Source organism: Delftia sp. WSY_12 (assembly GCF_043104645.1).
Classification (GTDB): Bacteria; Pseudomonadota; Gammaproteobacteria; order Burkholderiales; family Burkholderiaceae_C; genus Comamonas; species Comamonas tsuruhatensis.
Genome location: NZ_JBICKW010000062.1, coordinates 112,217 through 131,917, shown reverse-complemented (window position 1 = coordinate 131,917; position 19,701 = coordinate 112,217). Strand labels below are relative to the sequence as shown.

The 19,701-nt window shown below is 60.0% G+C and carries 17 protein-coding genes; 12 read left to right on the top strand and 5 right to left on the bottom strand.

What is annotated here, in order from left to right; translation table 11 throughout:
* Positions 1 to 22 precede the first annotated feature (22 nt).
* The 7 genes from ACF8LI_RS27865 to ACF8LI_RS27835 all read left to right on the top strand — a co-directional run bounded on the left by ACF8LI_RS27865 (position 23) and on the right by ACF8LI_RS27835 (position 6,844).
* Positions 23 to 1,414: an O-acetylhomoserine aminocarboxypropyltransferase/cysteine synthase family protein gene (locus ACF8LI_RS27865; protein ID WP_392414645.1), complete on the top strand. Its 1,392-nt coding sequence runs from the start codon at positions 23 to 25 to the stop codon at positions 1,412 to 1,414.
* Between the two features lie 35 nt (positions 1,415 to 1,449).
* Positions 1,450 to 2,553: an isopenicillin N synthase family oxygenase gene (locus ACF8LI_RS27860; protein WP_047326487.1), complete on the top strand. Its 1,104-nt coding sequence runs from the start codon at positions 1,450 to 1,452 to the stop codon at positions 2,551 to 2,553.
* 47 nt (positions 2,554 to 2,600) lie between these two features.
* Positions 2,601 to 3,413, top strand: a complete 813-nt coding sequence (locus ACF8LI_RS27855) for a MetQ/NlpA family ABC transporter substrate-binding protein (protein ID WP_012207412.1) — start codon at positions 2,601 to 2,603, stop codon at positions 3,411 to 3,413.
* A gap of 13 nt (positions 3,414 to 3,426) precedes the next feature.
* Positions 3,427 to 4,575 (top strand): methionine ABC transporter ATP-binding protein, encoded by a 1,149-nt coding sequence (locus ACF8LI_RS27850; protein WP_392414644.1) that lies wholly within the window; start codon positions 3,427 to 3,429, stop codon positions 4,573 to 4,575.
* Complete coding sequence (locus ACF8LI_RS27845) at positions 4,553 to 5,218, top strand: methionine ABC transporter permease (protein WP_392414643.1); 666 nt, start codon at positions 4,553 to 4,555, stop codon at positions 5,216 to 5,218. Before ACF8LI_RS27850 ends, ACF8LI_RS27845 begins: the two co-directional genes overlap by 23 nt.
* A 111-nt stretch (positions 5,219 to 5,329) precedes the next feature.
* On the top strand, positions 5,330 to 5,818 hold the full coding sequence (locus ACF8LI_RS27840) for a VOC family protein (protein WP_392414642.1): 489 nt from the start codon (positions 5,330 to 5,332) through the stop codon (positions 5,816 to 5,818).
* Positions 5,819 to 5,905: 87 nt separating this feature from the next.
* The gene (locus ACF8LI_RS27835; RefSeq protein ID WP_043822171.1) at positions 5,906 to 6,844 is read left to right on the top strand and encodes a CysB family HTH-type transcriptional regulator; all 939 of its coding nucleotides are present in this window, start codon (positions 5,906 to 5,908) and stop codon (positions 6,842 to 6,844) included.
* A 20-nt stretch (positions 6,845 to 6,864) separates the two neighbouring features.
* On the opposite strand, the gene ACF8LI_RS27830 is transcribed toward ACF8LI_RS27835, so the two are convergent.
* From ACF8LI_RS27830 to ACF8LI_RS27810, 5 genes are all read right to left on the bottom strand, one after another.
* A complete protein-coding gene (locus ACF8LI_RS27830) occupies positions 6,865 to 7,356 on the bottom strand; it encodes a GNAT family N-acetyltransferase (RefSeq protein ID WP_012207407.1) in 492 nt (163 codons plus the stop codon).
* Between the two features lie 72 nt (positions 7,357 to 7,428).
* Positions 7,429 to 8,547 (bottom strand): bifunctional nicotinamide-nucleotide adenylyltransferase/Nudix hydroxylase, encoded by a 1,119-nt coding sequence (locus ACF8LI_RS27825; protein WP_333905495.1) that lies wholly within the window; start codon positions 8,545 to 8,547, stop codon positions 7,429 to 7,431.
* 46 nt (positions 8,548 to 8,593) lie between these two features.
* Positions 8,594 to 10,294 (bottom strand): NAD+ synthase, encoded by a 1,701-nt coding sequence (locus ACF8LI_RS27820; protein ID WP_343739332.1) that lies wholly within the window; start codon positions 10,292 to 10,294, stop codon positions 8,594 to 8,596.
* Between the two features lie 29 nt (positions 10,295 to 10,323).
* Positions 10,324 to 11,523, bottom strand: a complete 1,200-nt coding sequence (gene pncB / locus ACF8LI_RS27815; RefSeq protein WP_012207404.1) for a nicotinate phosphoribosyltransferase — start codon at positions 11,521 to 11,523, stop codon at positions 10,324 to 10,326.
* Between the two features lie 55 nt (positions 11,524 to 11,578).
* Positions 11,579 to 12,403 carry a cysteine hydrolase gene (locus tag ACF8LI_RS27810; protein WP_392414641.1) on the bottom strand — a complete coding sequence of 275 codons (825 nt, stop codon included), beginning with the start codon at positions 12,401 to 12,403 and terminating at the stop codon, positions 11,579 to 11,581.
* A gap of 319 nt (positions 12,404 to 12,722) precedes the next feature.
* Between ACF8LI_RS27810 and ACF8LI_RS27805 the strand changes: the two genes are divergently transcribed.
* From ACF8LI_RS27805 to ACF8LI_RS27785, 5 genes are all read left to right on the top strand, one after another.
* The gene (locus ACF8LI_RS27805; RefSeq protein ID WP_096913978.1) at positions 12,723 to 13,094 is read left to right on the top strand and encodes a DUF2304 domain-containing protein; all 372 of its coding nucleotides are present in this window, start codon (positions 12,723 to 12,725) and stop codon (positions 13,092 to 13,094) included.
* A complete protein-coding gene (locus ACF8LI_RS27800) occupies positions 13,091 to 14,551 on the top strand; it encodes a mannose-1-phosphate guanylyltransferase/mannose-6-phosphate isomerase (RefSeq protein WP_084027311.1) in 1,461 nt (486 codons plus the stop codon). Before ACF8LI_RS27805 ends, ACF8LI_RS27800 begins: the two co-directional genes overlap by 4 nt.
* 75 nt (positions 14,552 to 14,626) lie before the next feature.
* Positions 14,627 to 15,445 (top strand): ABC transporter permease, encoded by an 819-nt coding sequence (locus tag ACF8LI_RS27795; RefSeq protein WP_392414640.1) that lies wholly within the window; start codon positions 14,627 to 14,629, stop codon positions 15,443 to 15,445.
* Positions 15,435 to 16,745, top strand: coding sequence for an ABC transporter ATP-binding protein (locus ACF8LI_RS27790; RefSeq protein ID WP_392414639.1), 1,311 nt, complete (start codon positions 15,435 to 15,437; stop codon positions 16,743 to 16,745). The genes ACF8LI_RS27795 and ACF8LI_RS27790 overlap by 11 nt, the downstream gene beginning before the upstream one ends.
* A complete protein-coding gene (locus tag ACF8LI_RS27785; RefSeq protein WP_392414638.1) occupies positions 16,742 to 19,696 on the top strand; it encodes a glycosyltransferase family 4 protein in 2,955 nt (984 codons plus the stop codon). Before ACF8LI_RS27790 ends, ACF8LI_RS27785 begins: the two co-directional genes overlap by 4 nt.
* Positions 19,697 to 19,701: the final 5 nt, after the last annotated feature.

Here is a 19,701-nt window from a genome sequence, read left to right as displayed (position 1 = left end):
ACCACTCATACGGAGTCCATGCATGACCTCAGCGACCGGCACCGAGTCCGCCCCGCACGACGCAGCCAGCGATGCGCTGTGGCAGCAGGACACCCAGGCCCTGCACGCCGGCTACCGGGGGCGAGAGCAGCAGCGCAGCGCGGCCGTGCCCATCTACCAAAGCACCTCCTTCGTGTTCGACAGCGCCCAGCACGGCGCCAACCTGTTCGGCCTGGTGGAGGAGGGCGATGTGTATTCGCGCACGGCCAACCCCACGCTGGCGGTGCTGGAGCAGCGCATTGCGGCTCTCGAAGGCGGCGTGGCCGCGCTGGCCCTGGCCTCGGGCATGGCCGCCATCGACGTGGCGCTGGCCACGCTGGCCAGTGCGGGCGACCATGTGGTCGTGGCCTCGCAGCTGTATGGCGGCACGCACAACTTCATCGCCCATGTGCTGGCCTCGCGCGGCGTGCAGAGCACGGCCGTGGCCAAGGATGATTTCCAGGCGTTGCACCGGGCGATAGGGCCGCGCACCAAGGCCGTGTTCGTGGAGTCCGTGGGCAATCCATCGGGCGGCATTGCCGACCTGCGCCAGCTGGCCGATATCAGCCATGCGGCCGGCGTGGCCCTGGTGGTGGACAACACCGTGGCTTCGCCGCTGCTGCTGCGGCCCTTCGACTGGGGCGCCGACATCGTCGTGCATTCGGCCACCAAGGCCATCGGCGGACACGGCAATGTGCTGGGCGGGCTGATCGTGGACAGCGGCCGCTTCGACTGGGTGGCGCACGCGGGGCGCTACCCGCAGTTCAGCGCGCCCGAGCCGGCCTACCAGGGCTTTGTCTTCACCGAGAAATTTCCCGACCGCGCCTTCATCGCGCGGGCCCGTGCCGTGCTGCTGCGCAACTGCGGCGCGGCGCTGGCGCCGCACAGCGCCTTCTTGCTGCTGCAGGGCCTGGAGACGCTGGGCCTGCGCCAGGAGCGCGCCAGCCGCAACACGCTGGCCGTGATCGATTTCCTGCAGCGCCATCCGCTGGTGGAGCGCATACACCACGCCAGCCAGAGCGGCCACGCCGACCACGCGCTGGCCCTGCGCCAGCTGCGCGGCGGGCATGTGCCGGCGCTGCTGGGCTTCGAGCTGCGCGGCGGCCGGCAGGCGGCACGCGCCTTCTATGACGCGCTGCGCCTGTTCCTGCGCCTGGTCAACATCGGCGACAGCAAGTCGCTGGCCGCCATTCCTGCCGAGACCACGCACAGCCTGCTCAGCGACAAGGAGCTGGCGCGCGTGGGCATTGCGCCCGGGCTGGTGCGCCTGTCCATCGGCATAGAGCATCCGCAGGACCTGCTGGCCGACCTGGCGCAGGCGCTGGAGCAGGCGCAGGGCCATGCGGTGTTGGCTGCCGAACGCGAACAAGACCGCGATCAGCGCCTGGCGGCCTGAGCGTCCCTTCCTTCCCCCTTCCCTGGCAGCACAGCATGAGCACCTTGACAGCATCCACTCTCGACGCGCCCGCCGCCACAGCGGCAACCCCGGCCCTGCCCGTCATCGATCTGCAGGCCCTGCGCGACCCGGCCACGCAGGCCCAGGCGCTGCGCCAGCTGGCGCGCACGGCGCGCGACACCGGCTTCTTCTACCTGGAAGGGCACGGCATAGGCCGGGACGCATGGCAGGGCATACAGCGGCGCGCGCGCGAATTCTTTGCGCAGCCGCTGGCGGACAAGCAGGCACTGGCCATTGCCAACACGCGGCACTTCCGGGGCTATACGGCCGTGGGCATGGAGATCACGCGCCAGCGGCCCGACCAGCGCGAGCAGATCGACCTGGGCGAGGAATCGCCCGAGATTCCCGCAGGCCCCGGCGTGCCGGACTGGAAGGGGCTGCAAGGCCCCAACCAGTGGCCGCAGGCCCTGCCCGGGTTCCGCGAGGAGGTGCTGGCCTGGCAGGCGGCAGCGCATGGCGTGGCGCTGGAGCTGCTGCGCCACTTCGTGGCCGCGCTGCAGCTGCCCGAGGGCGCGCTGGACGCCCTGGTCAGCGGCCTGCCTGCGCACCGCATCAAGATCATCCACTACCCGGGCAGCGAGCTGGGCGCAGCAGGCCAGGGCGTGGGCGCGCACAAGGACGGCGGCCTGCTGACCCTGCTGCTGCAGGACGAGGTGGGCGGGCTGCAGGTGGAGACGCCGGCCGGCTGGGTCGATGTGCCGCCGCGCGACGGGGCCTTCGTCATCAACATCGGCGAGATGCTGGAGCTGGCCACCAACGGCTATCTGCGCGCCAACGTGCATCGCGTGCTGGTGCCGCGCGCGGGCGTGCAGCGCTACTCCATCGCCTACTTCCTGGCGCCGCGCCTGGACCTGGGCCAGGTCCCGCTGCTGACCCTGCCGCCCGAGCTGGCCGTGCTGGCCACGGGGCCGCAGAGCGACCCGGACAACCCGCTGTTCAGCCATGTGGGCGAGAACGCGCTCAAGGGCCGCGTGCGCTCCCACCTGGATGTGGCCCAGCGCTTCTATCCCGAGCATTTCGCCCGCCTGCAGGCCCAGGCCCGCGCCGCTGGCCGTGAGTTGCACCCCGGTGCCTATTGATCGATTCCTGTTGATCGGTGCCTGTTGATTCTTGAAAGGACTGTGCGATGGACAAGCGAGTATTTCTGCGGGGCCTGGCGGCGGGGGCCTCGGTGGCGGCGATGTCAGGCGCCATCCGCGCCGCGCAGGCCGGCCCACTGCGCGTGGGCGTGCGCGGCGGCGTGGATGAGGAAATCTGGGAGGTGGTGACCCGCGTGGCACGCGAGCAGGGGCTGCAGGTCAAGCCCGTGGTCATCAGCGGCGCGGCCAGCCCCAACGAGGCGCTGAACAACGGCGACATCGAGGCCAACTCCTTCCAGCATGTGCCGTTCCTGCGCGACCAGAACCAGCAGCGCGGCTACCGGCTGGTGGCGGCGGGCGACACCTACATCTCGCCCATCGCCTTCTATTCGAAAAAGCACAAACGCCTGGCCGACCTGCCCGCTGGCGCGCGCCTGGGCATTCCCAACGATCCCAGCAACCAGACGCGCGCGCTGGTGGTGCTGCAGGACCAGGGCATCCTGAAGCTGCGCGAGGGCTTCGACCCCTTCAAGGGCACGGCGGGCCTGGCCGACATCGCCAGCTACCAGAAGAAGGTGCAGCTGGTGGAGGCAGCCTCGGTGGTGCTGGCGCGCTCGCTGGACGATCTCGATGCCTCGGCCATCGTCAACAGCTTTGCCTACCAGGCCGGGCTGATCGCCACGCGCGATGGCATTGCCGTCGAAAGGCGCGAGCGCAATCCCTACGTGAACATCATTGCCGTGCACGAGCGCGACCGCGCTGCACCCTGGGTCGCGGCCCTGCTGCGCGCCTACCAGTCCGAGCCCGTGCGCCAGTTCATCGTGAGCAGGTACCAGGGCTCGGTGCTGCCGGCCTTCTGAGGCGTGTAAGGCAATGAAGGTGGAACAGGCGGCGGCCGGCGAGCCCCATGCAATCGATGCGCTGCAGCGGCCGCACATCGTCTTCGAGGGCGTGCGCAAGCACTACCCGGGAACGGGCAGGGGCGCGGGAAGGAGCGCGGGCGAGCCCGTGCACGCGCTGCAGGCGCTGAGCTTCGAGGTGGCGCGTGCCGAGGTGTTCGGCATCATCGGCCGCAGCGGCGCCGGCAAATCCACGCTGCTGCGCACCATCAATGCGCTGGAGCGGCCCAGCAGCGGCCGCGTGCTGGTGGACGGCACCGATGTCGCCACGCTGGACGAGGACGCGCTGGTGGCGCTGCGCCGGCGCATCGGCATGATCTTCCAGCACTTCAACCTCCTGTCCTCGCGCACGGTGTACGAGAACGTGGCCCTGCCGCTGCAGGCCGCGGGCTGGCGGCCCGCGCTTGTCCGCGCGCGGGTGGACGAGCTGCTGGCTCTGGTGGGGCTGGCGGACAAGAGCGGCACCTATCCGGCCCAGCTCTCGGGCGGGCAAAAGCAGCGCGTGGGCATTGCGCGCGCGCTGGTGCACGAGCCCGAAATCCTGCTGTGCGACGAGGCCACCTCGGCCCTGGACCCCGAGACCACGCAGTCCATCCTGGAGCTGCTGCGCGAGATCAACCGCAAGCTGCGGCTGACCATCGTGCTCATCACGCACGACATGGCCGTGATCCGCGAGGTCTGCGACCGCGTGCTGGTGCTGGACCAGGGCCGGCTGCAGGAGATCGGCGGGGTCTGGCAGCTGTTTGCGGCACCGCGCTCGGAGGCGGCGCGTGCGCTGCTGCGGCCGCTGCGGCAGGCCTTGGCGGCCGACCTGGAACTGGTGGCAGAGGCCGATGGCCCGGAGGCCGTCGCCGTGCTGGCCATCGGATGGGCCGACGGCGGCAGCCAGCAGGGCCTGCCGCTGGCGCAGCTCCAGGTGCTGGGCCCGCGTGCCCGCTTGCTGCAGGGCGGGCTGGACTGCATGCGCGGGCGTTCGCAGGGCCGCCTGCTGGTGGGCGTGCCGGTGCAGGATCTGCCGTCGTCGCTCTCCCCGCTCTCGCCGGACGCGCTGTCTTCCCTTCAACAGGCGCTGGGCGCCGATTCACTGCAACTGCTTGGCCATGTCCCTGCCCCCGCTCGATAAATACCTGCAGGCCATTCTGGAAACCCTGCTGATGGCGGGCGCGTCCTCGCTGATCGCCATCGTTGCCGGGCTGGCGCTGGCCATCGTGCTGCACACCACGGCGCCGGGCGGGCTCTACGCCAGGCCGCGCCTGTACCGGGGGCTGTCGGCGGCGGTGAACATCGGCCGGGCCATTCCCTTCATCATCTTGCTGGTGGCCCTGCTGCCGGTGACGCGCGCCATCGTGGGCACCACGCTGGGCACCTGGGCGGCGGTGGTGCCGCTGTCGGCCAACCTGATTCCGTTCTTTGCGCGCATCGCCCAGGTGAGCCTGGGCGAAGTGGACGGCGGCCTGGTGGAGGCGGCGCGCGCCATGGGCCTGCGCCGCCCGCAGATCGTGCGCCAGGTGCTGCTGCCCGAGGCGCTGCCGGGCCTGATCGGCGGCATGACCGTGAGCGTGATCGCCATGGTCAATGCCTCGGCCATGGCGGGCGCCGTGGGGGCGGGCGGCCTGGGCGACCTGGCCATCCGCTACGGCTACGAGCGCTATGAGACGCGCGTGATGTTCGAGGTCATCGTCATCCTGGTGGCCCTGGTGTCGGTGCTGCAGTTCGGCGGCGAGTGGCTGGCGCGCCGTGCCGACCACCGGCGTTCGATCTCTTGAGATGATTTAGAAATAACAGACTGAATTTTTATTATTTTTGGTTTTTTCGACTTGTCTCGACAATGGCCTGCAGCAGCATTCGGGCTGCTGATTCTTTTCCGAGACGCTTCGATGACCCACACCACACGCCCCGCCTGGCCTTCCCCTCTTGCCGGCCGCACTGCCATGAAGCCGGGCGTGGCCATCGTCTGTGGCGTCCACCATGTCCAGCTGTCCTTCCCGGCGCGCGCCCAGGCGGCCATGGAGCGCTTTTATGGCGAAGTGCTGGGCCTGTCTGCCCTGACCGTTGCCGGGCGTCCGGGCCTGAGCTTTCTGGCCGGCGGGCAGCGCATCGATCTGGTGCCCTACAAGGGGCAGTCCGGCGGCACCGAGCGCGCGGCGGGCAACCTGGTACACCTGGCGCTGACGGTCAGCGACGTGGATGCGCTGCGCCAGCAGTTGCTGGTGCACGGCGGCCTGGCGCTGGAGGTGGCGCCCGTGAGCGAGGGCCGGCGCTGCTATGCGCGCGACCCCGCAGACAATCTGATCGAGCTGCTGGAGCTGCCCCGCGAGGCAGCGGCCGATGCCCCGGATGAGCCGGCCGTGGCCTGTTCGGCCTGAAGCCTCTCGCCGTTCCCCTCTCTCTTTCCTTCCTGCTTTTGCCTTCCACAGGCCCGGGCCGCACCGGCCCCGGGCGGAGCCTTGCCCATGAACTTCCAGCAACTGCGCTATGTGCGCGAAACCGTGCGCCGCGGCTACAGCCTGACCGAGGTGGCCCACACGCTGCACACCTCCCAGCCCGGCGTGAGCCGGCAGATCCGCGAACTGGAGGAAGAACTGGGCGTGGAGATCTTCATCCGCGCAGGCAAGCGGCTGACCGGGCTGACGCCGCCCGGCGAGGCGCTGCTGCCCATCGTCGAGCGCCTGATGCTGGAGGCCGACAACCTGCGCCGCGTGGGCGCCGACTTCAGCGCCAGCGAGCAGGGCCGGCTGTCGATTGCCGCCACCCACTCCCAGGCCCGCTATGCGCTGCCCCATGTGGTGCGCGACTTCCGCCAGCGCTATCCGCAGGTGCGCCTGCACCTGCACCAGGGCTCGCCCGAGCAGGTGGCGCAGATGCTGCGCAGCGGCGAGGCCGACATCGGCGTGGCCACCGAGGCGCTGGCCGGCTATGAAGGCCTGGTCGCGCTGCCCTGCTACCGCTGGACGCATGGCGTGGTCGTGCCGCCCGGCCACCCGCTGCTGCAGTCGCAGCATGCGCTGACGCTGGAGGCGCTTTCGCGCTTTCCCATCATCACCTACGAGCAGGGCTATACGGGCCGCGCCCACATCGACGAGGCCTTTGCGCGCGAGGGCCTGGAGCCCGACGTGGTGCTCACGGCCATGGACGCCGACGTGATCAAGACCTATGTGGAGCTGGACATGGGCGTGGGCATCGTCGCCTCGGTGGCGCTGGATGCCGAGCGCGACCAGGGCCTGCGCACGCTGGACGCCGGCCACCTGTTCGAGGTCAACACCACGCGGCTGGGCCTGCGCAAGGGCGCCTGGCTGCGCGGCTATGCCTATGCCTTCATCGAGACCTTCGTGCCCACGCTGACGCGCGAGGTGGTCGAGCAGGCCGTGCGCCAGGGCGTGGAGCCCGAGTAGGCAGACAAAGGGGGCCGGCCTCAGCCCGGCTCGCGTGCCATCTCCAGCAGGGTGTCGCCGGTCACGCGGTAGCGGATCCACTCGGTCTGGGGCAGGGCGCCCAGGCGGTCGTAGAACTCGATGGAGGGCAGGTTCCAGTCGAGCACGCTCCACTCGAAGCGGCCGCAGTCCTTCTCGACGGCGATCTGCGCCAGGCGGCGCAGCAGCGCCGTGCCCGCGCCCAGGCCGCGCGCCTCGGGCGTGACGTAGAGGTCTTCGAGGTACAGGCCGTGGCGGCCCTGCCAGGTCGAGTAGTTGAAGAAGTAGACCGCAAAGCCCACGGGCTGGTCGCCATGCAGGCAGATCAGGCCAAAGACGGCGGGGTTGTCGGCAAACAGGGTGCGCTTCACATGCTCTGGCGTGGCCAGGACTTCATGCTCGGCTTTTTCATAGACGGCGAGTTCGCGCACGAAGCGGACGATGAGCTCGGCGTCATCGGGGGTGGCGGGTCGGATCTGTAGGGTGGTAGTCATTCAAACGCGGGGGGACACGGGGAGCCCGGAAAAACGGTATTGCGGCGCAAGATGGCGCCGCAATCTCCGGTTTTAGCCGATTTTCACGGCCGTGTCCGCCAGGGGCTGTTGCACCGGAAGGGGCAGGAACTGGCGCAGGATCTGGAAATGGTCCTCGAAGAACGCGCTTTCCATGGCGGGCAGGTCGCAGACGGCCACCCAGCGCGCCAGTGCCGCATCGTCGCCGCCCTGCACGGGCGGCAGCGAGGGCAGCACGCCCAGGTCCAGATAGTGCACATGGGTGATGGTGCGTCCGCGCAGGCTGCGGTCGGGATGGTCGAAGACCTGCACGGACTGCAGGGCCGCCTGCAGGTCGGCCTCGCTGAGCGTGGAGCAGGTCTCCTCGCGCAACTCGCGCAGGCAGGACTGCCACAGCGTGTCGCGCGGCTCCAGGAAGCCGCCCGGCAGCGCCCACAGGCCCAGGCCCGGGGCATGGCCGCGGCGTATCAGCAGGATGTGGTCCTGTTGCGCGTCTTCGTGCGGCACGCGGCAGCGCAGCAGTGCGTCCACGGTCACGAAGACGGGCGGGTAGGGCGCCGCAGCCCAGGCCTGGCGGTACCGGGCCAGCATGCGCCATTCCTCGCACATCTGCGCATGGACGGGCGTGGTGGCCCATTGGCGCAGGAACTGCAGGGTGGCGGGCGGCACCTGGGCGGCCAGGGCCTCGAAGTCCACGCCGGATTCGCCGAAGTAGATGTCGCGCAGCGGCGTGGCGTCGAACTGGCCCAGGCGCGGCAGGCTGATCAGCTGCCAGCGCGGAAAGCGCGCCAGGTAGCCGCTGGTCGCGTCCTTGAAATGGCCGACCAGGGCCACGCTGGCGCCTTCGGGCACGCAGGACTGCACGGCCTGCTGCACGGCCTGTACCCACAGCGGCTCGTTGTAGTAGTCGCGCACGGGCACGCAGTGCAGGCGGGCCGCGTCCGCGGGCGGCAGCGCCTCGCGCAGCATCTGCGCGCGCTCCTGCCAGCTGAAGGGATTCTTGGGATTGGGCGCCTGCCAGGCGCTGCCCAGCACGACGACGATCTGCTCGGCACGCTCCAGCGCCGCGCGCAGCAGGGCCATGTGGCCGTTGTGCAGCGGCTGGAAGCGCCCGATCAGCACGGCGGTGTGCACGCGCTCGCTGGTGGCCGGGGTTTCGGTGGGGGCGTCCATGGCGGCAGTCTCTTGCATAAACAGGCTCGGTGGCTTCACTCTGGCTTCATTCGTAGTGGGCGGCAATTGGCATCTGGCGGCCGGTGCCGAAGGCGCGCGGGCGCACGCGCAGTATGGGCGGGGCCTGGCGGCGCTTGTACTCGCTGCGGAAGATCATGCGCTTGACGCGGTCAACCAGCTCGGCCCCGCCGGGCTGGCCCAGCAGCTGGGTCACAAAGCGCTCGGCCGTGCCGTATTCGGCGGTGGACAGGTGCCGGCCCTCGATGGCGTATTTGAGGATTTCGTCCAGCACCGCATAGGGCGGCAGGCTGTCCTCGTCCTTCTGGTCGGGTGCCAGCTCGGCCGAGGGCGGCTTGTCGATGATGGCCTGGGGAATCAGCTCTCGGCCCGCACTGTGGTTGATGTGGCGCGACAGCTCGAAGACCTCGGTCTTGTACAGATCGCCCAGCAGGCCCAGGCCGCCGTTGGTGTCGCCATACAGCGTGCAGTAGCCCACCGAGATCTCGGACTTGTTGCCCGTGGTCAGCAGCAGGTGGCCGAAGGCGTTGGAGTACTCCATCAGCGTGGTGCCGCGGATGCGTGCCTGCAGGTTCTCCAGCGGCAGGCCCTGCAGCGGCTGGCCGAAGCTGGCCTCGAACTGGCGCGCATAGCCGTCGACCAGTTCGCGGATCGGGTGCTCGTGCAGCGTGATGCCCAGGTTGCGGCACAGGATCACCGAGTCATCGACCGAGCCGCTCGACGAAAAGCGCGAAGGCATGGTGACGGCCACCACGTTGTCCGCGCCCAGGGCCTCGGCCGCCAGGGCCAGGGTCAGTGCGCTGTCGATGCCGCCCGAGCTGCCGACCACCGCGCGCGTGAAGCCGCAGCGGCGCGCATAGTCGCGCAGGCCCAGCACGATCTGGCGGCGGTAGAACTCCATGGTGGGCAGGCCTGCGGCCGGTACGCTCATGCAGGGCTGGCCGGCTGCGTCGAGGAAGCGCCCGTCGCCGAACTGCAGCGTGCGCAGGTCCTCCACGAAGCGCTCGGCCTCGAAGACCACGCCGCGCCCGGGCTCCACCGCGAAGGAAGCGCCGTCGAACACGATCTGGTCCTGGCCGCCGATCTGGTTCACGTAGAGGATGGGCAGGCCGTGGCGCGTGGCCGCCTGGCCGAAGATCTCGTGGCGCTGTTCGCGCTTGCCCAGGTGGCTGGGGCTGGCGTTGATGCTGACCACCAGGTCGGGCGCGGCGTCGGCCATGCGCGCGAAGGGGTTGGTGGCGTAGTCGGCACCGGCGTCGTTCCAGCCGTCCTCGCACACCAGAAAACCCACCTGGGCCTGGCCTATGCGCAGCACCTTGGCCGCGTCGGGGCCGGGCTCGAAGTGGCGGCGCTCGTCGAAGATGTTGTAGGTGGGCAGCAGCTGCTTGTCGTAGCGCAGGCGAACGGCGCCGTCCTTGAGCACCAGCAGGCTGTTGTGCAGCGGCTTGCCGGGCCCGCTGGCACGCGTGGGCGCACCGATGACCCAGTGCAATTGCGGCCACTGGCGCGTGGCCTGCAGCAGCTGCTGCAAGCCTTGCTCCAGGCGCTCGCGAAAGGCGGGCTCGTCCAGCAGGTCGCCAGGGTAGTAGCCGCACAGCGACAGCTCAGGAAAGACCAGCAGGTCGGCCTGCGCGTGCGCGGCGCGGGCAGCGGCCTCGGCCATGCGGGCCACGTTGCCGGCGATGTCGCCGACGGTGGGGTTGAGTTGGGCGATGGTGATGCGCAGCATGAATGGAGCCTTGGCGGTGTCAGGCGGTGTCAGACGGCGACAGGCTGGGCCAGGCCGAAGACCTGGCGCAGATAGGCCAGATAGGTTTCGTCGTTGCACAGCGTCTTGCCCGGCGAGTCCGAGATCTTGGCCACGGGCTGGCCGTTGGCGTGGGTGAGCTTCATCACGATGTTGATGGTCTCCAGCCCCATGTCGTTGGTCAGCCGCGTGCCGATGCCGAAGCCCAGCTGTATGCGGTCGGCAAAGCGCTGGTACAGGGCCAGGGCCGTGTCCAGGTCCAGGCCGTCGGAGAACACCAGGCGCTTGGCCTGGGGGTCTATGCGCAGCTTCTGGTAGTGGGCGATGGCCTTCTCGCCCCAGGCATACGGGTCGCCCGAGTCGTGCCGCAGCCCGTCGAAGAGCTTGGCGAAGTACATGTCGAAATCGGCCAGGAAGGCATCCATGCCCACGGTGTCGGTCAGGGCCACGCCCAGGTCGCCCCGGTACTCCTGCACCCAGTCCTCCAGCGCGGCGATCTGGAAGTCGCGCAGGCGCACGCCCTGGGCCTGGTAGCTCTGCAGGTACTCATGGGCCATGGTGCCTATGGGCACGATGCCGAAGTCGCGCGCCAGCAGCACGTTGGACGTTCCCTTGAACCACTGCGCCGTCTGCGTGGCAAAGGCCTGGACCACCTCGCGCTGCCAGGCGCCCGAGAAGCGCCGGCGCACGCCGAAGTCGAACAGCTCGAAGGGATTGCGCAGCCTGGCCTCGCAGGCCAGGTGGCGCAGGCGCTCGATCTTGCCGGCCAGGCGCCTGCGGCCTTCGGCCAGCGCCGCCTCCGCGTCGAAGCGCCGGAAATACAGCTCGTTGACGATGGCCAGCACATAGATCTCGAAGCCCATCACATGGACCTGGGGGCCCTTGGCCTCGATGTGCAGGGTGTCGCCATCGGCCCAGGCACGGATGAAGGCGCGCTGGAACTGGAAGATGCGCAGAAAGTCGATGAAGTCGCTCTTCATGAAGCGCAGCCCGCCCAGGTAGGCCAGGTCTTCGGGCGTGAAGCGCAGCGCGCACAGGGCGTCCAGCTCGCGCTCCACCTCGGGCAGCAGCTCGGCCAGCGGGAAGGCCGTCTTCGTGCGGCAGACGAATTCGTATTCGGCCTCGGTCTGGGGATTGCGGTGCAGCATGGCCTGCCACATCGTGAATTTGTAGAGATCGGTGTCGAGCAGGCTGGTGATGATGGGAGCCATGGTGCGATGCTGGGGAAACAGGAAAGGGGGCTGCGCGCGTGAAGGCGGTCCGCCCCTACAGGTGGAGTTCTTGGCTGGAGGCCAGCCGCAATCCGCGGGCCTGCATGGCTGCCAGGAAATCATGGTGCGCGGACTCGAAGCCCGGCACCGGGCTCATGGCGTCGTGCATCAGCACGATGCGCTCAGGATGGGGAAGGTGCTCGACCAGATGCTCGACCGTGGAGCGCACGCAGTGACTGCTCGCCTCGCCCGCGACCACCAGTATGTCTGCCTGGCCCAGCCGCTCCAGCAAGGCAGTGTTCAGCAAGGTCGCCGGATCGGCCGGGTCCGGCACCTCGGCCTGCAGGGCGCTGTAATGCTCGGTCCAGGGATTGAGCCCCTTGAAAACGTTGTACACGGCGCGCTGGCGCTGCTGCTGCCAGTCGCCGCAGGCCGCCAGCACATCGGCATGGATACCGTGGCCCCAGCTGCCCACTTCGCAGTGCACGGGCCAGACCATCAGCGTGTAGCGGCTGTTGGCTTCGAGTGCATCCAGATAGGCCAGGCTGCGCTGCAGCGCCCCGGCGTTGCGCGGCCGGAACACCCCCGCTCGCACCTGCGCCGCCGTGATCGCGGTGAACGGTGCCACATGGCTGCCATCGCCCTGCTGCCAGAAGGCGGGGTGGGCAATGTCATAGCGCTGGTGCGAGTCCAGCGTCACCGTGATGGCGTCAATTCTCGCCCCCTCGCGCCGTATCCAACCGGCAAGCCGCTGCATGTCGGCATGGGCGCCCGCCACGGGAAGGCTGGGACGTAGTCCGCCAGGACACCAGTCCTCAGGCAGATCGCAGAAGTCGTTCTGGGGGTCTATGACCAGGAGCTGGGTGGTGGCAGATGGCATATATGAGGGTGCACGCAAGCAACAGTGCTTGGCAGGTGCATCAGGTCAATGCTTCAGTGTAGTGCTGCAGGAACCTCGTCTGTCACCAAGGCTTGATCCTGCCGCTTCTGCAGGAGCTGTGAAATACGGTGCCACATCCCTGTCAAGGCCAGGGCGAAACGAGAAGGGGAAGCGACTTCGGAACATGATGCGGAACCTACAATGGGAGGTTTTACGTATTCCCTGGGTGGTTTGGACCGTTTCATACGGCAATAGCGCTGGTTTCGGCCGTGCCCTGCATCAACCGAATGCTTTCATTCGGTAGCTTCTGATTATCAATATGGCTTCCCTTCAGGTAACAACGACTTTCATGGGCATAGGGTTGGCCGCGCTGATCCTGTACTTGATCCGGCGCGACCATCTCTACCTCATGCACGGCCTGTTCTGGGTGGTCGTTGCCGTTGCCGCCGTCGTGCTGGGCGTCTGGCCCGGGATGATCAACCGCCTGGCAGCGGTGCTGGGCATCAGCTATCCACCGGCCATGCTGCTGCTGCTGGCCAGCATCGTCCTGCTCATCAAGGCCTTGCATGCCGACATGGTCAACACCCGCATCGAGCGCGATGTGCGGCGGCTGAACCAGCGGTTGGCAATGCTGGAGGCTGATGCTGAGGATTTGCGTCGTTCACCTTCGCCCGGCGAGACTTCGTCATGAGTCATCCCCTGCTTCCTATCATTCTTTGCGGAGGATCGGGCACTCGACTCTGGCCGCTCTCCCGGGAAACCTATCCCAAGCAGTTTCTCACCTTGATGGAAGACCGGAGCATGCTGCAGCAAACTGTCACTCGTCTGAAAGGACTGGCGACACACATACCGCAGGCCTCCGTCCCGGTACTGGTGTGTAACGAGCAGCACCGCTTTTTATTAGCAAGCCAACTTATGCAGATTGGTGTTGAGCGGTGCCCCATCCTTTTGGAACCAGCAGGACGTAACACTGCACCTGCCTTGACTATTGCGGCTCTTTATGCTTGCGCTAGCGATGAGGATCCAATTTTGCTGGCAATGCCTGCGGATCATATGGTTTCCAACAAGCCTGCTTTCCATGCGGCTGTGGAGCAGGCATATACCGAAGCATGTGGGGCTTCTGTAGTTACATTTGGAGTTTCTCCTAGTCGTCCTGAAACAGGATACGGCTATATACGGTACCGAGATACCAGTGAATCAGGAGCATTATTGATCGAGAGCTTTGCCGAAAAGCCTACCGCAGAGTTAGCTCGTCAATATATTGAAAATGGAAATTACCTTTGGAACAGCGGAGTCTTTATGATGCGTTCCAGTATATGGTTGGAATTGATGGAAAAATTCCGACCGGATATTCTCGCTGCTTGTAAGATTGCGATGAACGGCGCGAGGCATGATCTTGATTTTATCAGGCCGGGTGCAGATGCATTCCTATCCTGTCCTTCAGACTCTATCGACTATGCCGTGATGGAACGATTACCGATGATGCCTGAAGTAGGTGTCAAGGCCCAAGTAGTCCCTTTAGATGCAGGATGGTCCGATTTGGGAACTTGGGATGCTTTGTGGGAGGCAAAAGAAAGAGATGATCAGGGAAATGCATTGATGGGTGACGCGGTTCAGTCCAATTGCAGGAATTCTTTTCTGGTCTCCAATGGACGGCTTGTTACAGGAGTTGGACTGGAAAATATTGTCGTTGTAGAAACGGCGGATGCTGTCTTGGTCGTGAAAAAAGATCACACCCAGGAAATAAAAAAATTAGTTGTTGATCTTGGTGACGAAGGCCATGGATTAGCTCATTCGCATCGAAAAGTCCATCGTCCTTGGGGTTGGTATGACAGCTTAGAACGTGGTGATCGATTTAACGTAAAAAGAATCGTTGTAAACCCCGGTGCAAGCTTGAGTCTGCAAAAGCATTGTCATCGCGCAGAACATTGGATTGTTGTGAAAGGTATTGCTGAAGTTGTCAAGGGCGAAGAGAAGTTTCTATTGCGTGAAAATGAGTCCACGTATATTGGTCTAGAGGAAATACATAGGCTTAAGAATCCTGGAGATTTTCCTTTGGAAATAATTGAAGTCCAATCGGGAGATTATTTGGGAGAGGATGACATCATTCGTTTCGATGATGCGTATGGGCGTGCAGGAATATTCTAGAGTAAAACGAAATAGTATTTTTTCCGCATGCATCAGGCTTGCGATAGATTTATAAGTATCCGAAGGCTTTTGAAAATGAGTGGCAATTCTTTGTCTGTGGTTGAGTTGATTAGGGTTGTTACTAGAAACAAGGATCTAATTATTGCTCTGACGAAAAGAGAGATCGTCGGACGCTATAAGGGGTCTGTGATGGGATTGCTATGGTCATTTTTCAATCCTGTGCTTATGCTGGCAGTATACACATTTGTGTTTGGTGTCGTTTTTAAATCGAAATGGCCGGGCGGTAGTGGATCTCAAGCAGAATTTGCATTGACGCTGTTTTCGGGGTTGATAATATTTAATCTTTTCTCAGAATGTGTGACGCGTGCCCCGTTATTAATAGTTGGGAATATTAATTACGTGAAGAAATTAATTTTTCCCTTAGAGATTCTCCCGTTAGTGACAGTAGGGGCCGCTTTTTTTCATTTTCTTGTTAGTCTGTTGGTCTGGTTGTTCTTTTATATATATTTGTTTGGACTGCCAAGTATTGAGTCTCTATATTTGCTGGTAATAATAATGCCTTTGATTTTTTTGGTCATCGGATTATCTTGGTTCTTATCTTCTTTGGGTGTTTATTTAAGAGATGTGTCGCAAATTGTTGTAATACTAGTCACAATTTTGATGTTTATGACTCCATTGTTTTACGCGACGGAGTCGTTGCCAGTGAAATATCAATCGTTGATGCAAATGAATCCACTTTCTTGGTTGATTGAAGAAGCGCGTGGGGTGCTCCTCTGGAATAAAACAGTTGCGTGGGTTGAATGGGCTATGCAGATGCTTTACTCGTTTATTATCTTTCTTCTAGGATATTTCTGGTTCCAGAAGACACGAAAAGGATTTGCAGATGTCCTCTGATATAGCGATCTCTGTATCTAATATATCGAAACGATATGAAATGTATGCAGATCCTAAAGATAGGTTACTGCAATTTTTTTCCTTAAGATCCAAGCAATATTTTGAGGAATTCTGGGCACTACGTAATGTGTCTTTCTCTGTGGGTAAGGGGGAGACAATTGGTATATTGGGCCGTAATGGTAGCGGTAAAAGTACTTTGCTGCAAATTATTGCAGGTACCCTGGCTCCCACGTCAGGTGAAATAAAAACTAATGGAATATTAACGGCTCTTTTAGAGCTTGGCTCTGGATTCAACCCGGAATTCACAGGAAGAGATAATGTCTATCTGAACGGCACAATACTAGGTTTGAGCCGAGAGCAGATGGATAGTCATTTTGATAACATAGCGTCTTTTGCAGATATTGGGCTGCATCTTGATCAGCCTGTCAAAACATACTCCAGCGGTATGGTTGTCAGATTGGCATTTGCTGTTCAGGCTTGCATATCTCCGCAAATATTAATTGTCGACGAGGCGCTTTCAGTTGGCGATGAGAAATTTCAGCGGAAATGCTTTGATTATATTGAGAGGCTTCGGGGCAACGGCTGCTCCATTCTCTTGGTAACACACTCAACTGCGACAGTTGAGAAGTTTTGTCAGCGAGGAGTGCTTCTGCATAAAGGAGAAGTACATGGGGTGGGACCTGCAAAAGAGATCGTTGATCAATATCACGCCCTGCTTTATTCTGACGAGCGTTCTTATCTTCGCTATATGAATCAGAGTTCCCGCCAAGCCGTGGATAAAGCTTCCTCTATTATTCTTGCGGATGACAATCATATAGAGAAGTCACAAGATGATGACGGTTCTTTCCAAGAAAAAGACGGACTTAGAGCTGTTATAAGTAACTGGGGGATGTATAACTCTGTCGGTGAAGTTTCTGAGGTTTTTTATACAGGTGATAAAGCAATCGTCCAATTCGAGGTAGATGTTCTAAAATCTGTCGAGGAAATTCAGGCGGGAATTCTGATTCGCACAGTTGAAGGTGTTTCGGCCTTTGGAACCAGTACGCTTTACCATGATTGTAATCAGGTGAACGCACGTAAGGGGACTAAGCTGGTTTTTAGCTTTGATATTGAATTGAGCCTTTGTCCTGGGTCATATTTCATTACATTGGCAATAGCTGAGGCTATCTCTCATGGAGATATGGCGTATCTGGATAGAAAAACTGATGCAATAATTATTAAGGTTGATCAAATACGCTTGATGGGGAGCGGTATAGCCATGCTGAAATCAAGCGCTAAAGTTGTGGGGATTGAGGCATGAAGTCCGTTCTTATAATAACGGAGCAGTTTACAATTGGCGGATTGGAAACCCATATTCAGAGCGAAATATTGTATTTTGTGAAGAATGGGTATAAAGTCCATCTTGCAGTGGGCACGCAATTTAGTGATGTGCTTTTGCCTCAGGGAGTTGCGTCAGTCTGCAGAGATTTGAATATTAGTGCTGCCATCAACTCTAATCAGCTGATTGAACTGGTAGATGACATCAGAAAAATTATTCAAGAGAAATCAATTGATTTGATCCATGCTCATCCGTTTAATTCCTTAATACCAAGTTTTTTGGCGGCGGAAGAAGAGGGGATATCACTAATTATCACCCTCCATGGCCCAGCATCATTGTCTGGATATAGTGGGCCATTTTATGATTTTCTCTTGAAATCGATTATCCTTCCAAATGCCTCTTCTGTCGTATGTGTTTCAGATGAGGTGCAGTCAATGGCTGCTCCGTATGTGAATGCTGAACGATTGAGTGTCGTGCCCAATGGAGTTGGATTCTCCAAGAGGAATAGATTGGAAAGCGACTGCAGCACACAGGATCTCAGATGGTGCCTTGTTAGTCGATTGGATTCTCAGAAAATTAATGGAATTTTTGATTTTGCTGTGAAAGCCTCCTCTGCAGGAATTCCTGGTTTGTTGATCGTTGGAGATGGGCCTGCGAAGGACGATCTGCAAAATCGATTGAATAATGCAGGTCTCCAGGCGTTTGTGGATTTTTATGGTTCCAGTGTAAGGGTACAGGCACTCATGCGCCAGTATGCTGGTGTTGCCGGTATGGGGCGAGTTGCACTTGAGGGTATTGCTGCTCAAAAGACCGTCGCATTGGTGGGATACGATGGTCTTAAAGGCATAATTACTCCTCATCTTCTTGAGAAAGCAAGGGCGTCTAATTTTTCTGGGAGAAATTTAAAAAATATCGATGCCGATACTTTTCACCAGCAACTACAGGAAATTTCGGAAGATTCCATTGATTCTCTTAGAGATATTGCACGTATAAATTTTGATCAAGATGTGGTGTGGGAGCGATTCATAGCTGTATCTAGAGGATTGAGTCCGATAAGGAAAAATATCCTGAGCGAGGCTGTTCGTGTGCTCAGAATCACAGGAGTACGAGAGGATGTTTCCGTATTTGAATCCCAGGCGCTAATAAGCGCTATAGATGATTTGTCGTGCAGTCCTGGATATTTTTCACCATCTATAATTGCTAGCTTTGGCCGATGCAAGGTTGGTGTTGAAGAGATAAAAAAGAGGAGAGAGGAAATGATGGAGAGCGGAATAGCTGATGTAAATAAACAGGACACTAAATTAGAAAGTGGGAGTGATGATGCTTTGTGTGCTTCATCAAAGGGGTTAAATCAGAATACATGGGATTTAGAGGCGGTTATCTCCGATTTGAAAATTGAGGCGCATAGATTGCATGAGATTCTTCAAGAAAAAGAAAAAAAGCTAGAAGAGTTGGAGTTGAAGGTCTCATCGAGAGAAGAGGAGAATTCTGAATTCGAGGAGAAGATTGCGTTGTTGGATAAGGAGATAGCGACTCTCCGTGATTCTCAGGCAAGCTTAGCTCGTGATATTTCAATCGAATCGGGACGAGTTCATGCGATGCTTAACTCTAAGTCCTGGAGGCTAACCCGGCCGCTGAGACTGTGTGCTGATGTTTATGGAAATAAGAATAAATATATTTATCAAATCGCTAGAGCTACTTTCTTTGCATTACCTGGATTTGTTAGGAAGATGATAGAGCGTCCAGCGTACGAAATCTCTAAATATTCCAGGAACAAAATTCTTTTAGAAAATAAGGTTGAGAAGGATTGTGATTTAAGTTGGGATAGATTCTCTGAAGAAGTGCTTTCCAAAAGAAAACAATATAAAGGAATATTCATCCAAGAGGTTGTTATCGATTGGAATGTTCCTCTTTATCAAAGACCTCAACATATGGCCGTTGCATTGGCTCGGCTGGGTTATCTGGTTATCTATCGTACAGATAATTGGACAGCAGACGATGTTAATGGTTTTAGAGAGGTTGAGAATAATGTCTGGATCTCAAATAGAGATGAAGTCGATCTGATAGATGGTGTTATCAGGTCTGTATATTCCACAGCATATTCAAATTCTGCCGAACGCCTTTTGAGAAAAGGTGCACGTGGCACGCTTATTTATGAATACATAGATCATATTGATCCAGAAATATCGGGTGACGATGAAAATATTAAGCGTCTTCTCTCGCTAAAGAATTTTGCTTTTACTGGTGGGGCTGACTATGTGGTTGCATCAGCTCAGAAATTGTATGAGGAGGCCGTCCAAGCAGTAGGCGAGGAAAAGGTTATTTTTGTTCCGAATGGGGTGGATACCATTCACTACAGAAGTGAATCGCATAGGAGTTTTGTTCTGCCAGATACGCTTTTGGAATTTCGAGGGAAATACAAAAAGATTGTTGGATACTTTGGCGCTCTAGCTCCTTGGTTATGGTATGACGTAATTAAGGAACTGATCTCTCAGCGCACTGATGTTGGGTTTGTTTTTATTGGCCCTGATTACTATGGTGGCGCTGATTGCTTGCCTGAGTTAGAGAATGTTCTCTATATGGGGTCAATTGACTACAAAGTGCTCCCGGCCTATGCAAGAATGTTTGATGTTTGCTTTATTCCATTTAAGCCAGGGGAGATAGCCAGAACAACATCGCCTCTTAAATTATTCGAGTATTTTGCTCTTGAGAAGCCAGTTGTTGTTACTTCTGAAATGCTTGAATGCGTGCGCTATCCTGAAGTGTTTCGAGGTGATTCCGTAGAGTCTTTGTCAAAAGCGATTGACGATGCTTTGCTCACAAAGGACGATAAATCCTATAAATCCAGATTGTCGGTATTGGCTGATGATAATAATTGGAGCAAACGGGCGTCGGCATTGTTATTGGCAGTAAAATCTGAAAAGAAGGAATAAAAGCT

Coding starts and splice junctions, on each gene's coding strand:
- ACF8LI_RS27865 (WP_392414645.1), top strand. CDS start 23: ATGACCTCAGCGACCGGCACCGAGTCCGCCCCGCACGACGCAGCCAGC.
- ACF8LI_RS27860 (WP_047326487.1), top strand. CDS start 1,450: ATGAGCACCTTGACAGCATCCACTCTCGACGCGCCCGCCGCCACAGCG.
- ACF8LI_RS27830 (WP_012207407.1), bottom strand. CDS start 7,356: ATGACTACCACCCTACAGATCCGACCCGCCACCCCCGATGACGCCGAG.
- ACF8LI_RS27785 (WP_392414638.1), top strand. CDS start 16,742: ATGAAGTCCGTTCTTATAATAACGGAGCAGTTTACAATTGGCGGATTG.
- ACF8LI_RS27820 (WP_343739332.1), bottom strand. CDS start 10,294: ATGCTGCGCATCACCATCGCCCAACTCAACCCCACCGTCGGCGACATC.
- ACF8LI_RS27845 (WP_392414643.1), top strand. CDS start 4,553: ATGTCCCTGCCCCCGCTCGATAAATACCTGCAGGCCATTCTGGAAACC.
- ACF8LI_RS27810 (WP_392414641.1), bottom strand. CDS start 12,403: ATGCCATCTGCCACCACCCAGCTCCTGGTCATAGACCCCCAGAACGAC.
- ACF8LI_RS27790 (WP_392414639.1), top strand. CDS start 15,435: ATGTCCTCTGATATAGCGATCTCTGTATCTAATATATCGAAACGATAT.
- ACF8LI_RS27795 (WP_392414640.1), top strand. CDS start 14,627: ATGAGTGGCAATTCTTTGTCTGTGGTTGAGTTGATTAGGGTTGTTACT.
- ACF8LI_RS27805 (WP_096913978.1), top strand. CDS start 12,723: ATGGCTTCCCTTCAGGTAACAACGACTTTCATGGGCATAGGGTTGGCC.
- ACF8LI_RS27825 (WP_333905495.1), bottom strand. CDS start 8,547: ATGGACGCCCCCACCGAAACCCCGGCCACCAGCGAGCGCGTGCACACC.
- ACF8LI_RS27855 (WP_012207412.1), top strand. CDS start 2,601: ATGGACAAGCGAGTATTTCTGCGGGGCCTGGCGGCGGGGGCCTCGGTG.
- ACF8LI_RS27840 (WP_392414642.1), top strand. CDS start 5,330: ATGACCCACACCACACGCCCCGCCTGGCCTTCCCCTCTTGCCGGCCGC.
- ACF8LI_RS27800 (WP_084027311.1), top strand. CDS start 13,091: ATGAGTCATCCCCTGCTTCCTATCATTCTTTGCGGAGGATCGGGCACT.
- ACF8LI_RS27835 (WP_043822171.1), top strand. CDS start 5,906: ATGAACTTCCAGCAACTGCGCTATGTGCGCGAAACCGTGCGCCGCGGC.
- ACF8LI_RS27850 (WP_392414644.1), top strand. CDS start 3,427: ATGAAGGTGGAACAGGCGGCGGCCGGCGAGCCCCATGCAATCGATGCG.
- pncB (WP_012207404.1), bottom strand. CDS start 11,523: ATGGCTCCCATCATCACCAGCCTGCTCGACACCGATCTCTACAAATTC.